General features: G+C 55.8%; 14 protein-coding genes, 1 tRNA gene and 1 pseudogene. 5 read left to right on the forward strand and 11 right to left on the reverse strand.

Annotated features, from left to right (window positions below; genetic code table 11):
* Positions 1-62 precede the first annotated feature (62 nt).
* The 4 genes from ACR8BN_RS07125 to ACR8BN_RS07140 all read right to left on the reverse strand — a co-directional run bounded on the left by ACR8BN_RS07125 (position 63) and on the right by ACR8BN_RS07140 (position 4,082).
* On the reverse strand, positions 63-1,124 hold the full coding sequence (locus ACR8BN_RS07125) for a LacI family DNA-binding transcriptional regulator (RefSeq protein ID WP_425024121.1): 1,062 nt from the start codon (positions 1,122-1,124) through the stop codon (positions 63-65).
* Between the two features lie 129 nt (positions 1,125-1,253).
* Complete coding sequence (locus ACR8BN_RS07130) at positions 1,254-2,168, reverse strand: ketopantoate reductase family protein (protein ID WP_434747458.1); 915 nt, start codon at positions 2,166-2,168, stop codon at positions 1,254-1,256.
* Between the two features lie 185 nt (positions 2,169-2,353).
* Complete coding sequence (locus ACR8BN_RS07135; RefSeq protein WP_434747459.1) at positions 2,354-3,127, reverse strand: phosphate/phosphite/phosphonate ABC transporter substrate-binding protein; 774 nt, start codon at positions 3,125-3,127, stop codon at positions 2,354-2,356.
* Positions 3,120-4,082, reverse strand: coding sequence for a fatty acid desaturase (locus ACR8BN_RS07140; RefSeq protein ID WP_434747460.1), 963 nt, complete (start codon positions 4,080-4,082; stop codon positions 3,120-3,122). The genes ACR8BN_RS07135 and ACR8BN_RS07140 overlap by 8 nt, the downstream gene beginning before the upstream one ends.
* Positions 4,083-4,290: 208 nt before the next feature.
* Between ACR8BN_RS07140 and ACR8BN_RS07145 the strand changes: the two genes are divergently transcribed.
* From ACR8BN_RS07145 to katG, 3 genes and pseudogenes are all read left to right on the forward strand, one after another.
* Entirely contained in the window at positions 4,291-5,313 is a 1,023-nt protein-coding gene (locus tag ACR8BN_RS07145) for an LLM class flavin-dependent oxidoreductase (protein ID WP_010247994.1), read from the forward strand.
* A 115-nt stretch (positions 5,314-5,428) separates the two neighbouring features.
* Positions 5,429-5,611 (forward strand): annotated as a pseudogene (locus tag ACR8BN_RS07150) (hypothetical protein); the annotation flags it as partial.
* A gap of 187 nt (positions 5,612-5,798) precedes the next feature.
* A complete protein-coding gene (katG, locus tag ACR8BN_RS07155; protein WP_434747461.1) occupies positions 5,799-8,018 on the forward strand; it encodes a catalase/peroxidase HPI in 2,220 nt (739 codons plus the stop codon).
* 125 nt (positions 8,019-8,143) lie between these two features.
* On the opposite strand, the gene ACR8BN_RS07160 is transcribed toward katG, so the two are convergent.
* The 4 genes from ACR8BN_RS07160 to ACR8BN_RS07175 all read right to left on the reverse strand — a co-directional run bounded on the left by ACR8BN_RS07160 (position 8,144) and on the right by ACR8BN_RS07175 (position 10,238).
* Positions 8,144-9,166 (reverse strand): type II toxin-antitoxin system HipA family toxin, encoded by a 1,023-nt coding sequence (locus ACR8BN_RS07160; RefSeq protein WP_434747462.1) that lies wholly within the window; start codon positions 9,164-9,166, stop codon positions 8,144-8,146.
* Positions 9,163-9,474 (reverse strand): HipA N-terminal domain-containing protein, encoded by a 312-nt coding sequence (locus ACR8BN_RS07165; RefSeq protein WP_031591302.1) that lies wholly within the window; start codon positions 9,472-9,474, stop codon positions 9,163-9,165. Before ACR8BN_RS07165 ends, ACR8BN_RS07160 begins: the two co-directional genes overlap by 4 nt.
* Complete coding sequence (locus ACR8BN_RS07170; RefSeq protein ID WP_039389444.1) at positions 9,459-9,794, reverse strand: helix-turn-helix transcriptional regulator; 336 nt, start codon at positions 9,792-9,794, stop codon at positions 9,459-9,461. The genes ACR8BN_RS07165 and ACR8BN_RS07170 overlap by 16 nt, the downstream gene beginning before the upstream one ends.
* A gap of 368 nt (positions 9,795-10,162) precedes the next feature.
* Positions 10,163-10,238: transfer RNA gene (locus tag ACR8BN_RS07175), tRNA-Asn, on the reverse strand.
* 333 nt (positions 10,239-10,571) lie between these two features.
* Between ACR8BN_RS07175 and ACR8BN_RS07180 the strand changes: the two genes are divergently transcribed.
* On the forward strand, positions 10,572-11,693 hold the full coding sequence (locus tag ACR8BN_RS07180) for a Gfo/Idh/MocA family protein (protein ID WP_434747463.1): 1,122 nt from the start codon (positions 10,572-10,574) through the stop codon (positions 11,691-11,693).
* A gap of 90 nt (positions 11,694-11,783) precedes the next feature.
* Here the strand turns inward: ACR8BN_RS07180 and ACR8BN_RS07185 are convergent, their stop codons facing one another.
* From ACR8BN_RS07185 to ACR8BN_RS07195, 3 genes are all read right to left on the reverse strand, one after another.
* Positions 11,784-12,614: a glycosyltransferase family 8 protein gene (locus tag ACR8BN_RS07185; protein ID WP_039389439.1), complete on the reverse strand. Its 831-nt coding sequence runs from the start codon at positions 12,612-12,614 to the stop codon at positions 11,784-11,786.
* A gap of 12 nt (positions 12,615-12,626) precedes the next feature.
* On the reverse strand, positions 12,627-14,009 hold the full coding sequence (locus tag ACR8BN_RS07190; RefSeq protein WP_434747464.1) for a D-arabinono-1,4-lactone oxidase: 1,383 nt from the start codon (positions 14,007-14,009) through the stop codon (positions 12,627-12,629).
* Between the two features lie 83 nt (positions 14,010-14,092).
* Complete coding sequence (locus tag ACR8BN_RS07195) at positions 14,093-14,725, reverse strand: TetR family transcriptional regulator (protein WP_010247970.1); 633 nt, start codon at positions 14,723-14,725, stop codon at positions 14,093-14,095.
* 151 nt (positions 14,726-14,876) lie between these two features.
* Between ACR8BN_RS07195 and ACR8BN_RS07200 the strand changes: the two genes are divergently transcribed.
* Entirely contained in the window at positions 14,877-15,416 is a 540-nt protein-coding gene (locus ACR8BN_RS07200; protein WP_010247968.1) for a DUF2058 domain-containing protein, read from the forward strand.
* Positions 15,417-15,419: the final 3 nt, after the last annotated feature.

Genomic DNA, 15,419 nt, shown 5'->3' on the forward strand with positions numbered 1-15,419 from the left:
CCTATGCCAACCCGCATCCACTCCGGTGGGGCGGGTTTTTTATTGCCTGCGTCAGCGCAGCGTTATTTTCCCGCCAGCCTGCGGGCGATCGCCTGTAACTGCTGTGACAGCGCCACTAAATTGACCCGCTCATCAGCAGGCGGGGCGGTGGTCTCCCGGATCACCAGCGTGGTTTCCAGCGCGTTGTCTGACGCCTCTGCTCCCTGAAGCCGGGCCAGCATCCGCTCGACGCTCTGCGCGCCAAGAGCGTGCAAATCCTGCCGCACCGTGGTCAGCGGTGGCTGATACCACGCGCTCTCGGCGGTATCATCATATCCAATTACCGATATCTCGCCAGGAATGGCTACGCCATGCTGATGCAGCGCCCGCATCGCACCCAGCGCCATCTGATCGTTCGCCACCAGCAGCGCCTGCGGCAGATCGTCGGGAAGCTGCGCCAGCAGCGCCTGGTAACCCGACTGCGCGCTCCAGTCGCCGCGCAGAGAACAGTGCGGTGTCAGCTGATGATCGGCCAGCGCCTGACGCCATGCATTTTCACGCTGACGGGCCGAGACCGAGCGCAGCGGCCCGTTCAACAAACCAATCTGACGATGACCTAGCGCCACCAGATGTTCAACGGCGACACGGGCGCCAGACTCATTCGGGTACTGACACTGCGCTACCGCCGCCTGGGGTTCGACATCCAGAAACAGCACCGGTTTGCTGCCGCAGAGCAACTGGATCTGTTGCGCCTCATCTGCCTCCAGCGGCAGGTTGATCAGCAGTCCATCGACCCGCTGTGCCAGCAGTTCATTCACCGTTGCTGCCGCATCGTTACCACTGTCCATGGCGATCACCAGATGATAACCCGCCCCGGCGGCGCGCTGCTGGATCGCCGAGGCGATCTGCGCAGGAGCCATCAGGGCCAGGTCGCTGGTGGCCAGACCCAGCGTGCGCGTCGCCTTACCGGCCAGCTGCTGCGCCACACGATTCGGCACATAATTGAGCTGCAGCATCGCCGCCTCAACCCTTTCCCGCGTGCGGGCTGACACCTGTTCAGAACGGTTTAAAACACGTGAAACGGTTTGATATGAGACGCCGGCCAGTTGAGCGACATCATCGAGGGTCACGGAGCGGGAAGTCATTGAACTCTCCAAAAAATGAAGCGACGAGTGTAGCAAATTTTCCTGCTGCACTGCTGCTGCACACCACACTTTCACGACCACAAAACCCGGGTCCGTTGCGGCACCCGGTCACGGTACCCGACAGAGTCATTAACGCTGCTGCAGATAGACCTGAAGGTTCACATCCACCGCGTTAAGCAGTGGCGTGGCGAGACTATGGCGTTTCGCCCGCAGCAGCAGGTCACCTATCACCTGATCGGCTTCGATATCAAAGCCCTGGGTTAAATCGCGGTACATTGAGGAGGTCATCGGGGTGGCCGGATCGCTTAACAGCTCAAGAATGCGGGCAGTGGCCGCCGGACGCGTCTGATAGCCTTCGGCAGTAATGACTGACAGAATCTCCGAGAAAACACCCTGTAACAGCGCTTCGCCGCCGCGCGAGGTGAGTATCTGTTGGGTATTTCCGCGCGCCAGGCAGCAAACCGCGCCGAGCGTGCTCAGCAGCAGCCACTTCTCCCACAGCTCATCCATGATGTTATCGCTGAATCGGGTATCGACCTGACAGTCACGCAGCGCCGCATCAACCCGCTGCAGTCGCGCATCGTTGTGGCCGTCCAGTGCGCCATAATAGAGCTGATGCAGCGGCGTCATCTGGATTACTTCACCATTGTCACCCAGCGTCGCGTTGATTTTGCACAGGCCTCCAATCACCTTATCTTCGCCGAAATGCTGTTGCAGCGTCGCGATGTGCCGCAATCCGTTCAGAATCGGCATGATCAATGTTTCCGGGCCCACTGCAGGTGCAATATCCTCCAACACCTGATCAAGGGCAAAGCTCTTCACCGTCACGATAATCAGATCATAGTGGCCCGTCAGGCTGTTCGCCTGAGCCAGCTGCGGCTTTAGCGTTTCAGTGCCATGTGGCGTCTGCAACACCAGACCGCTGGCCTGAAGCTGCTGATAACGCCGTTCACGGACCAGAAAAGTTACGTCCTGGCCCGCCTGAGCCAGCCGTGCACCAAAATATCCACCGGTCGCGCCGGCGCCTGCCATCAGAATGTGCATCCCACTTTCCCTCTGCTGAAAACCTCTACCTTAGAACGCCGTGACCGGGCTTACCAGTCTTAGCCTCGGTCAGAGCGCGTCGGGGAGCATGAAATGAGAGGCCGGGAAAGCGCGGGCAGGGAGGGGGCGATGCAGAGAAATCAGATTTTCCCTGCCCTGTCAGCAGGGCGAAACAGAGGAGTGTATTACAGCCGGGTAACGCCCAGCGCGGCGGCCTGCTGTTCCCACGCCTGCACGCCCTGATAATCGTCTCGCTGCACCGGGCTGAATCCGCCGATCAGGTTATCGTCGCAGACGGTGCGCCAGGCGGGATCGTTCACCAGCTGATGCAGCGCGATGCGGAGTCTCTCCAGCCGGTCCACTGACGTCGGGGCTGCCGTAATCAACGGCAATCCGGGGGCGGCTGGCGTTTCACCGATGATATGCAGGCCGCGCAGCGCATCCGGCTCATAGCGCGCCAGCAGTGCCCAGCTGACGCAGTCGATAGCCGCGATATCCGCTTGTGAATCACGCAGCGCCGCCAGCGACTGATGATGGCCGCCGCTCAGTAACAGCTGCGAAAACCTCACGCCCTGAAGCGCTGCCACAAACCGCAGCGCGTTATAGCCGGAGTGAGAGTCCAGGCTGTTAGCCACGGCCCGCTGGCCGTTAAAATCGGCCAGCGTCGCCTGTTTGTCCCGCGCCACCAGCCAGCTGCGATAGTCACGGCCGGTGCAGCCTGGGGCCTGATAGTGAAAGGTGCCGACCAGCTGAACCGCAGGAAGCTGGCTGACCAGCGGATAGCCGCAGGTCTGGCTCAGCAGCAATCGGTTATCCTGCCAGTGTGTCAGCAGATCTTCAGGCCAGACCGGCTGCGTAGCGATGCCGTGCTGCGTCAGCAGGGTAACCACAGCCTGTATCAGTGCCCGTGTGGCGGGCGGGTGAATCGCATACATCGGCAAGGCGAGCAGGTTATTCATGCATTTTCTCCGCTGATCGTCCTGGATGGACATTGACCCCGACCGGTCGGACCCAGAACTGACGCAGCCAGACCCGATAGCCCGCCACGCGAAAGCCATGATTGCGCTGGTAGTAATGCTCGCGGTCGCGCAGATAGAGGCGACGCAGGCCATACCAGGGGACGCCGGGGAGGTCGTGATGCACTGAATGGTAGTTCAGATTCAGGAATAGCATGCGCCACGGCCACGCCGCTTCATTATTCACCGACCGTGCCAGCGGATCGTCCGCCGCACGATGCTCATAGAAGGAGCGCACTTTGGTCAGCGCCAGCGCCGGATAACTCACCGCCAGCAGATACCACAGCGGCGAAAATCCCTGCCGCGCCATCCAGAAAAACATTATTGCCAGCAGCGTCCCGTACAGCAGCCACATCGCTATCGCGGGCCGATCGCCACGGCGCAGTGCCTGCCACATCCCGCCGAAGGTCGCCGCCACATCCAGCAGCGGGCCGAGCAGCAATCGTCCCAAAAAAGTGTTACGCAGATGAATCAGCTGCTGCTGCCAGCGCCGTAACTTCGCCCAGCGAGCAGGGGAGAGGTAGTAGGTTTCCGGATCCTCATCCGGCTCGGTCAGGGTGTGATTGCGATGATGGGCCAGATGAGAATCGCGATAGAGTCCGTAGGGATACCAGACTGCCAGCGGCAGGGTGCCAAATAGCTGATTCACCCGCGGCCAGCGAGTGGGATGCCCGTGGATCAGCTCATGCTGCAGCGACATATACCAGCCAGTGAAGACGATCAGCAGCAGGGTGGCGGGCAGCTGTCCCAGCATCTGCGCGTTCAGCATCACCGAAAACCAGCCGCCATAGATCACACCGATTAACAGCCAGGTTGGCAGTTCGCTGCGCCAGAGCCAGCTGCGTGCACGCGCTTTAAGCCAGGCGCGCTGCTGTAAAGAGAGATAACCGGTGTGCATGATTCACCTGACAGCGGAAGCGGGAATCTGAACAGTGAAAGAAAGGGCGGGCAAAGGCAAAGTGGATAATCTGCTTAGCTATGTCGAAATTCCTGAATATGGCGCTGAAAGATATTGACTATCAGTGGCGGCTCCGGGGGCGTAACCTTTCTCTATCAGAAATCGCCTTGCATCCACGGGCGTTTACCGCCTGTCAGGAGAAATACAGATGAAAAATATTGGCTTCTTATCCTTTGGTCACTGGACGCCTTCGTCGCAGTCCGCCACCCGTACCGCGCAGGATGTGTTACTGCAATCGATCGACTTAGCGGTCGCCGCCGAAGAGCTGGGCGCAGATGGCGCTTACTTCCGCGTCCACCATTTTGCCCGCCAGCTCAGCTCGCCATTTCCGCTGCTGGCTGCCGTTGCAGCGCGCACCAAAACGATTGAGATCGGCACCGGTGTCATCGACATGCGCTACGAAAACCCGCTCTACATGGTGGAAGACGCCAGCGCGGCAGACCTGATTTCCAATGGTCGTCTGCAACTGGGTCTGAGCCGCGGTTCACCTGAGCAGGTAATCGATGGCTGGCGCTACTTTGGCTTTGAACCGAAAGCGGGTGAAAGCGATGCGGATATGGGCCGTCGTCACACTGAAGAGTTTCTGGAGGTGCTGCGCGGCGAAGGTTTCGCTAAGCCAAATCCACAGCCCATGTTCCCGAATCCGCCTGGCCTGCTACGTCCTGAGCCGCTTTCAGAAGGCCTGCGCGACCGCATCTGGTGGGGATCCGGCTCCAACGCCACCGCAGAATGGGCGGCAAAAATGGGCATGAACCTGCAAAGTTCAACCCTGAAAGATGATGAAACCGGCGAGCCGTTCCACATTCAGCAGGCTAAACAGATCCGCGCCTATCGTGAGGCCTGGAAAGCAGCGGGACATCAGCATGCGCCACGCGTCTCGGTCAGTCGCAGCATCTTTGCGCTGGTGAATGATATGGACCGCGCGTACTTTGGCCGCAGCGGTAACGACCAGGATTCCGTCGGCTTTCTCGATGAGAAAACCCGCGCTATCTTTGGCCGCAGCTATGCCGCCGAGCCAGAGGCGTTAATTAAGCAGCTTGCGCAGGATGAGGCGATTGCCGAAGCCGACACCCTGCTGCTCACCGTGCCTAACCAGCTTGGTGTCGCCTACAACGCCCATGTGATTGAGGCGATCCTGAAGTATGTCGCCCCGGAACTCGGCTGGCGTTAAGTGACAGAGCGCCCTGAAGAGCAGGGCGCTGTGAGATCCACGGCAGGCGCAGATGACAAAGCGCCTGCCGTGATCCTGCTGTAAACGCGCTTCATCACTCCCCGCTTTTTCTGGTTTATCCTCCCTGAACTTCTCTCTGGCGTTTATTCCATTGACCCACTCGGTGTTCTGAGGAACGCTGGCCTGTACCCTGATTGGTAGCACGCTGGTTTTCCTGCCCGCAATGTACGCTATCTGGTTCCGCATCCGCCTGCCGGGCAGCAAAACGGCAGTTGTGAAACCGGCGCTGTCGGAATAGTCTCAGGGTGATGGTTGCCGCTTCGCTGCTCTTTACAGCCTGTCGGCTACCGTCAATTCATTGTTTTAAGCTTTTGAAGAAGGCGTATAAAAAGGTAAAAGCTATCAAACAGATAGGATGAGACAGGTGTGCGTTCCTGAAAATCCTCTATAGAGTAGCGATGAAAATACAAAAAAGAGGTGTGACCATGAGCAATTCCATTGATGAAGATGCAAAAGATGCAAAGCCTATTGTCGAAGCCGATCGCGAGGCGCCTGAGGGCAAATGTCCTTTTCATGCTGGTAAGCCACCTCAGGCTAATCAGGCGCCGGGCGGCGGAACAACCAACCGCGACTGGTGGCCTAATCAACTCCGGGTTGACCTGCTGAACCAGCACTCATCGCGTTCGAACCCGCTTGATGAATCCTTCGATTACCGTAAAGAATTTGCCAAATTAGATTACTCAGCGCTGAAAGCTGACATCAAAGGGTTGCTCACCGAGTCACAAGCCTGGTGGCCCGCTGACTGGGGCAGCTACATCGGCCTGTTTATTCGTATGGCCTGGCACAGCGCCGGAACCTATCGCTCCGTGGACGGACGCGGTGGTTCAGGTCGTGGTCAGCAACGCTTCGCCCCCTTAAACTCCTGGCCAGACAACGTCAGTCTGGATAAAGCGCGCCGCTTACTGTGGCCGGTTAAACAGAAATATGGTCAGAAGATCTCCTGGGCCGACCTCTACATTCTGGCGGGCAACGTCGCGCTGGAAAACTCCGGATTCCGTACCTTTGGCTTTGGTGCCGGACGTGAAGATGTCTGGGAACCGGATATGGATGTGAACTGGGGCGAAGAAGCCGCCTGGCTGGAACACCGTCACCCGGAATCCCTGGCGCAGTCGCCACTGGGCGCTACCGAAATGGGTCTGATCTACGTGAACCCGGAAGGTCCGGAACACAGCGGCGATCCTGCCTCTGCGGCCCCGGCTATTCGCGCCACTTTCGGCAATATGGGCATGAACGACGAAGAGATCGTGGCGTTGATTGCTGGTGGACATACGCTGGGTAAAACCCACGGTGCCGCACCGGCCAGCCACGTCGGAGTTGATCCGGAAACCGCACCGATTGAGGCGCAGGGCCTGGGCTGGGTCAACAACCACGGCACGGGCGTTGGCGCAGATGCGATTACCTCCGGTCTGGAAGTGATCTGGTCTCAGACGCCAACCCAGTGGAGTAACTACTTCTTCGAGAACCTGTTCAAATATGAGTGGGTTCAGACGCGCAGCCCGGCGGGTGCCATCCAGTTCGTGGCAGCTGATGCCCCGGACATTATCCCGGATGCGTTTGACGCTGCGAAGAAACACAAACCGACCATGCTGGTTACCGACCTGACGCTGCGTTTTGACCCGGAATTTGAAAAGATTTCGCGTCGTTTCCACAACGATCCGCAGGCGTTCAATGAAGCCTTTGCCCGTGCCTGGTTTAAGCTGACTCACCGTGATATGGGGCCAAAAGCACGTTATATCGGACCTGAAGTCCCGCAGGAAGATCTGATCTGGCAGGATCCGCTGCCTGCACCGGTTTATCATCCAACCGTGGCGGATATCGCGCAGCTGAAAGAGAAGATTGCTGCAACCGGCCTCAGCGTCAGCGAGCTGGTTTCGGTTGCCTGGGCTTCGGCATCAACCTTCCGTGGCGGCGACAAACGCGGTGGTGCCAACGGTGCCCGCCTGGCGTTGCTGCCGCAGCGCGAGTGGGACGTCAATGCCGTCGCAGCACGCGTGCTGCCGACGCTGGAAGCGCTGCAGCGCGAAGCGCATAAGGCTTCACTGGCAGATGTGATTGTGCTGGCGGGTGTGGTCGGCGTTGAGCAGGCGGCGAAAGCAGCTGGCGTTGAAATTGAGGTGCCATTTACTCCGGGACGTGTTGATGCGCGTCAGGATCAGACTGATATCGAGTCATTCGATCTGCTGAAACCGCGTGCAGATGGTTTCCGTAACTACGGTACTGGCTTCGGCAAAACCACCACCGAAAATCTGCTGATCGATAAAGCGCAGCAGCTGACCCTGACCGTGCCGGAGTTAACGGTGCTGGTTGGCGGAATGCGTGCGCTGGGTACTAACTTTGATGGCAGCCAGCACGGTGTCTTCACGCACCACACAGGGACGCTGAACACAGACTTCTTCGTGAATCTGCTGGATATGCGCACCGAGTGGAAAGCCGCCGATTCGACCAATGAGAAATTCATTGGACGGGATCGCGTCACTGGCGAAACCCGTTTCACCGCCACGCGCGCCGATCTGGTGTTTGGCTCCAATGCGGTGTTACGCGCCTCGGCGGAAGTCTACGCCAGCAGCGACGCCCGTGAAAAATTCGTCAAAGACTTTGTTGCCGCCTGGACCAAAGTGATGAATCTGGATCGGTTTGAACTCTGATTGCTGTTGACGTTGTAAAACCTGAAACCCGCTGATATTAGCGGGTTTTTTTATGGGGGCAGGTGAGTTATTCGACCGCTTAACTATCCTTTTACAACCCAGGCACAACAGGTTAATGGCATCATTTAAATTTCGGTCACTGCCAGTAACGTGATTCTTCGGGCCACGTAGTCAAGTACGGCTTCCCGCTGCGATTCAGGCATATGACTTTCATTATAAGTATCGATAATAAGCTGATGATGACTCACCACCTCGGAAAGCCATTTTCGTGCCAGTGTCGGATTAATATCCATACCCTGGGCAAGCAGGATAAAGTCTGCACCCAGATATTCTCCGTACTCTGAATTCAGTCCCGGTGCGTTTCCTGCATCATTTTCTTCACGTTCCAGCAGGGGCAAAGCTAAATACTCTCCAAACGCTGCAGGGTAGGGCACAACGCTGATAAAGTCATAAACCGGGGCCAGCCAGGGTGAACCTTGCGGAGGCAGGATAATCCCGATATTGCGCAGATGAAAATCATTGTTTCCCAGCACATAGGCATACACGATGCGCAAAAAGAGGTCTCGTTTACTCTTTAAGCTGCTGTTCACTCTGGTATTCAGGAATTTAGCGGCTTTCTCGTAACTGATGGCTTTATGGTTATCAATCCTGCCATATTTATCGCCGAGACCCATCGCGCCATCCAGCTGTTCCTGATGTAATCTCGCGTTATCTGACGCTGTCCGGTCATACCTTTTAATGACAAACGCCAGTTCATCTGGCCGATTTTCATCGTGTCTGAATGGCATCAGCCCGAACGGGGGAACGTCAAATTTCAGACGCTGCATAACGCACATAGTGGCATGCTCGTTTTCTGCCTGGTGTGGATATTCTTCCGGAGAGGGTTTCAGGATATAGGTGCCATCATTGCTGACGACCACCAGTTCTCCCTTTTCCAGGCGAAGCGACAGTTTGGGTTGATAGCCTGAAATGCTCATGCCTTTCTGACGTTCAGGGAGTTCCTGAATAAACTGACTGCGCGTAAACGGCAGGCTAAGAGCCACATTCAGACTACCCAGCAGATGCCGGATGCCTTTTGTTGAGTAGCCGGTTTTTAGCTCAGATTCTTTAAGCCGTTTTAATGTGATCAGGCAGCGTTCTGAATTCATGATGTTATCTCTTTAAAGACGACTGCCCCAAGCAAATCGTTGCCATTTTCCATCAGTAAGCCGAACAGATCTTTATCATCAATTTTTTGAATTTCAGAATAGCGTTTTCGCAACCAGCCTTCCGGCGCTAAACCTTTAAAGAAGGGATGTAGCTCTTCACTTAAATAGGGCTCAGGTCTTACCGGCATGCTGAGAGATATCGCACAGCCGACATAAGTGGGCAGGTAGCAGAAAGTATAACCGTTTTGCCCTTCACTCAGCGTTCCTGCCAGCGTGTTGTAAAGCCACACCTCTATTTTTCGAGCCATACTTTTATACCCAGTTCTTTAAGCAAGGCGTGAAGATTTATTGCCTTTGCAGAAGATGGTTTAGCGATCAGTCGTTTAAATGTTGAGAGTGATACACCAATCTGAATCGCCATCTCTTCATAGGTGATGTTTTGTCGTTTGAGTTCATTGGCCAGTAGTTGTGGCAGTGTCGGAAACGTCAGAGCACTCAGCACCGATCGGGTGTCCGGTTCGTCCGCTTCTGTTGTGGCTTCTCTACTCAAAGCGAACCCCGCCAATACCTTTCGCCGATCTGACTCAGAAAGATTTATCAGCGAAGATTTAATCTCATCAAGGTTCATTTTTGACCTTTTCTGCAATTTCAGTACGTTTTTGAAACGATATGGTCCGACTATAGTGCTAATAGGGTCATTTTTGAACCTATTAACGGCATCATCTTCTCATCTTACAGCCAGAATGCGAAATATGCTGATAAAAGGTCATTTATGACACTTTAAGTCACTGTTAATACATTTGTTAAAGGAAGCAGGAGATGTAGGGTCAGAAATGAACCTTTAAGTGAGGGCGGAACCGAATGTGTAAGTATCAGGCAATAACGAAAAGAACCGGGGATTTGAAGAGGAAACAAACTGAGTAAGACGCAGAAATTTTTCAGAAGTATGAAAAGCAAAAAGCCCGCTCAGGTTTCCCTGAGCGGGCTTCTCGAATTTGGCTCCTCTGACTGGACTCGAACCAGTGACATACGGATTAACAGTCCGCCGTTCTACCGACTGAACTACAGAGGAATCGTTTGAACGGGGCGCATAGTAACGGCCACGCCGGGCCATGTCAAAGCTCTTTTTCATAAATTAGCGCGACTGCTGAAATAGTCGCCACTATGGCGTTTTAAGCACTGAAAGAGCGGCCTGTGCGGCTGACTCATCCGGCAAAACGCCACGTGTAAAACTGAGGTGTTTATGAGGTGTTCTGGCGCTGTATTGTCCTTGTCAGGCGGCCGGGCGCGTGATTTAACCGGATAGTTTTTTACGGGCGTCACAAAGTCTCCATTCTGGCTTTGTCAGCAATAAAAACGAAACGTAGATTCCATTTCAACCCTGAACAGAATCTCTGGAGTTGAAATGAACAAAGTCAGAATCGGCATGATTGGCAGCGGCTATATCGGACGCTGCCACGCGATTGCTTATGCGCAGGCGCCCACCGTATTTTCGCTGAAAGGCGAAATCGTGCGGGAGATGCTGGCTGAAGTGAACCCGGAGCTCGCCGCCCGTCAGGCGGCGACCTTTGGTTTCGCGCGCTCGACGGGTGACTGGCGCGCGCTGGTCAGCGACCCGGCGATTGATGTCGTGGATATCTGCGCCCCCAACTTCCTACATAAAGAGATGGCGCTGGAGGCGATACGCCACGGCAAACACGTCTATTCAGAAAAGCCGCTGTCGTTAAGCGTGGCGGATGCGCAGGAGATGGTGACAGCAGCCGATGCGGCCGGAGTCAAAACGCTGGTGGGCTTCAACTATATGAAAAACCCCACCAGCCAGCTGGCGAAAGAGATCATTGCCAATGGTGAGATAGGCGACGTGGTGCATTTCTATGGCACCCATAACGAGGATTATCTCGCCAGGCCGGAAACGCCGCTCGACTGGCACTGTCAGAAAGCGCTGGCAGGTCTCGGTGCGCTGGGCGATCTGGCGGCGCATATCGTTAATATGGCGCACTACCTGGTTGGTGACATTGCTGAGGTCAGCGGCGACATGATGACGGTGATCGCCTCCCGGCCCGACCCGAAAGAGCCTGCGCGGCAGTTACCGGTCGAAAACGAAGATCAGGCCAGCGCGCTGCTTCGCTTCCATAACGGCGCGCACGGCGTGATTGAAACCTCACGCATCGCCTGTGGCGCAAAAATGGGCCTGACTTACGTTGTCACCGGCACTAAAGGCACACTGCGTTACACCCAGGAGCGCATGGCGGAGCTGGAGCTTTATCTGCATGACGAACCGGCCGGGCGTCAGGGATTTAAAACTATCCTGACCGGACCAGCACACCCTGATTACGCGAACTTCTGTGTTTCTGCCGGACACGGCATCGGCTTTAACGACCAGAAAACGGTGGAGATTCGCGACCTGATCAACGGCATCGCGGCGGGCGATCGCATGTGGCCCGATTTTGCAGAGGGATTGCAGGTTCAGAAGGTGCTGGAAGCGATTGCTTACTCAGCAGAGCAACGCCGCTGGATTGAGGTGTAGGGCAGAATCAAAGGGATAGAGGGTATTGCCGATGTGTTGATTAACCCAGGCGGACAGGGCGGAAAACGTTGGCTTCCCGCCCACACCCAATCAGATCAGACCGCTTTTTTCCCACCACAATTTATCCAGCGCATAAAAGCGATCGCGCTGGCTCTCGGGCTGGCTGAGATCGCGTTTCCACGGTTTTGCCAGAATATAGTGCAGGTTCTTCACCTCTTCATCGTGCCAGAGACCGCTGTGCTGAAACGGCAGCGTTTTCAAGGCATTGTAGATGTAAGAGAGCGGCTTCCAGCGATCGGCAAACACTTCGTTCAGCAGATCCTGCTCGGAGAAGGGATAGTTACTGAGATCGTCAATGGCGGCAATACGCTTTTCCAGTACGTCGAACATCGCATTATCGGGCTTCAGCACCAGAAAACCGCCATTCAGGTAAAGATCCACACTCTCTGGCGCCTTTTCACCGCGCGCCTGCCAGGTATAGTGGCACTGCTCGGGCTGCCACTCTGCCGGATAAGAGGCAATCTGGTTGGGATTACAGCGGCAGGCGTGGCAGGCGGCCAGCGGGTTATCGCCCAGATCCAGGGTAAAAAGCTCATCCATGTTTTGAAGGACCAGCATATCGGCATCCAGAAACACGACGCGCTCATAATCGGTGAGCTGCCAGGCGCGCAGTTTGGTCCAGACTTCGCCGAACTGCGCCGAAGCGTAGTGCTGATCCAGATCGGCGCGCGGATAGAGGGGCTCGACCGGTTTAATCACACAGCCCTCATCCTGCAAAATCTGACAGTCAGACGCTGAAATCGCCGGTGTGGTCATCACCACCAGGGGCCACTGGCTCTGGCTCTGTTGCAGCGAACGGTGCAGCGCTTTCACGCCCACCAGATAATCGGGTTGAGTTAACAGCGTTACCCAGGCAAACATAGCTTTCCTCAATCAGTCAAAAAGTGGCGTGATGTAGTCGTTACCCAGTCGGCCATTTGGGTCGAGCTGGCTGCGCAGGGCGCGGAAGGCGTCCCACTGCGGATATATCTCACGCCAGTTGTAGCGTTCTTCATCGTAATATTTGCCCCAGTGCGGGCGTCCGCCCTCTTCGGCCAGCAGTTTTTCCACTTCCGTCAGGAAGTGCAGTCCTTCCTGTGACAGCGAGCCATCGTCGGCGTAATAGACCACGAAGCCGAAAAAGCAGGTTGGCTGGTCAGCGGCCGGACTGAGCCAGGCCGATGATGCCCCGGTGCAGCGCAGGATAATCGGGTAGTGCATATGCGGACGGTTCCCGGCATACCACTGCTTAATGCGGCGAATGATGGCCGGGGTTTTTGCCAGCGGCACGCCGATTTCCACATTGATCTGCGGCACCGCAATGCCGCGGCAGAAGAGCTGGTAAATGTCACCGGTAACATCGGTGAAATCACGAAAACGGGTGACGGTGCGAAACTGTTTTCCCCCTTTGCCCTCAATCTGCGTATCGCGGTGCATATGTGCCAGCGTCTGGTCGATGGTGTCGTTGAGGCTTTCGTCAACTTCGCCCTCATGTTCCACCACCTGACGACCCTGCGCTTCGTAGCGCTGACGCTCTTCGTCACTCGCCTCATGGGCGTTCCAGACGTGCACCAGATTGTCATCGACAAACCACCAGGCTTTGCTCAGCGGATAGTCGTTGTTCCAGCGCAGCAGATCCTCTTCAAGGGTATCGGCAGAGACGGCATTTTTGTGGCAGGTGAAGATGCTAAACGGCTGGGTACGCAGGGTTACCGCGGTAACAATCCCTAATGCGCCCAGTGAAACCTGCGCTGCCGGGAAGTCAGCGTCGCCACGAACAAATTCGCGCACGCTGCCATCGGCCAGCACCATTCTGATTGCCAGCGCTTCGTCGGCAATCGAACTCTGCTGCAATCCCTGCCCGTGCGTTCCGGTCGCCATTGCGCCCGCCAGTGTCTGAATCGCAATTACGCCTGGCGATGAAGCCAGCATGCGGTTCATTTCGGTCAGGCTGCGATAGACCTGCTCAAGCGGGGTCGCGCCACCAAAGGTCACGCTCTGTTCATCACTGGCAAGCTCGCCGCTCAGTGCGCTGAGATCGAGCAGCACATCGTCATCACTGACATGCAACATACGACCAGGCGACAGCTTGCTGCCGATCACCCGAAGCTGGCCGTGTGACTCCCGGATAAGTCTCTGTAATTCCGCTTCACTGGCGGGACGCTGAACCTGGTGACGGCTGCCGATTTGCGCGTTCTGCGCCCAGTTCCACAGCGCATCATCATCGGGTTCAACATGGGTCTGGCGAAGCGGATAGAGGCGTGCATCTCTGCTCACAACAGCATTCCTTATTATTGCATTTTAGTGACAAGTATCAGTAAGCGTAGACTATGGCTAAGCGCAGCCGGGCCTGCGGGCATTTATTTGCGGATATAGCGTAACGTTGCGGTTACAGCCAGCTGGCGATTGCGGCGAATACTCTCTGCTTCGCTGTTGTCCGGGCTGAACAGGGCGTTGAAGGTGTAGCGGTTTGAGACGTGATGAACGCAGATACTGCTGATCAGGCGATGGACATCGATGGTCTGCACATCGGCAGTGAACACGCCCTGTTGCTGACCGCGTGCCAGGATGTCATCCAGCAGATCCAGCGCGCTGCGGTTAAGGGCTTTAATCTGCGGCGACTGGGTGATGTAGCGCCCGCGCAACAGGTTCTCACTGCAGACCAGCCGGATAAAATCGGGATGCTCGACATGGTAATCAAAACTGGCTTCCACCAGGCGGGTCATGGCCAGTTCCGGCTCCATCGCCGCCAGGTTCAGGCCGGTTTCATGCTGACGTATCTGCTGATAAACCTGCTCCAGCACGTGGATATAAAGCTGCTCTTTACTGCCAAAGTGATAGACCACCATGCGTTTGGTGGTTTGCGCATGTTCAGCAATCTGCTCCAGCCTGGCACCCTGCATACCAAACTCCGCGAAGGTTTTCAGTGCGCCTGCGATGATGCGTTTTTTCAGCCCTTCAGGGTCATTTTTACGTTTTGTTAGCTCTGACATGGTGCTCAATAAGGTGATTTTGACCGGGGAATGTTAGCACAGTGTTGAGAGGCTGCCCGCAATCGCAGGCGCGGCAGGTGCGGCAACCTGGTACAGCCCGGGTGATTACAGGTATAATCCCGGACATTATTTCACAGGTTCAGAGACGACAATGACAAAACTCACCTTGCAAGAGCAGATGCTGAAAGCGGGATTAGTATCCAGCAAAAAAATGGACAAGGTTCAGCGTACAGCGAAGAAATCCAGGGTTCAGGCACGCGAAGCCAGAGCGGCGGTGGAAGATAACAAAAAAGCGCAGCTTGAGCGCGATAAGCAGCTGAACGAGCAGCAGAAGCTGGCTGTGCTGTCTAAAGAGTACAAAGCGCAGGTCAAACAACTGATCGAAATGAACAAAATTGACGTGGCAAGAGGCAACATCAGCTTCAACTTCACCGACAATAACCTGATCAAAAAGATTATGGTGGATAAGCTGACGCAGACTCAGCTGATCAATGGGCGTCTCGCCATTGCCCGCCTGGCGGCTGACAATAATGGCGAGAGTCAGTACGCCATCATCCCGGCCAGCGTAGCGGATAAAATTGCGCAGCGTGATGCCAGTGCCATCGTATTAAACAGTGCATTAAGCGAAGAAGCACAGGACGAAGATGATCCTTATGCTGATTTCAAAGTGCCTGATGATTTGATGTGGTAACAG

Origin of the sequence: Pantoea sp. Lu_F5_004 (assembly GCF_051136245.1) — a bacterium.
Taxonomy (GTDB): Bacteria; Pseudomonadota; Gammaproteobacteria; order Enterobacterales; family Enterobacteriaceae; genus Pantoea; species Pantoea agglomerans.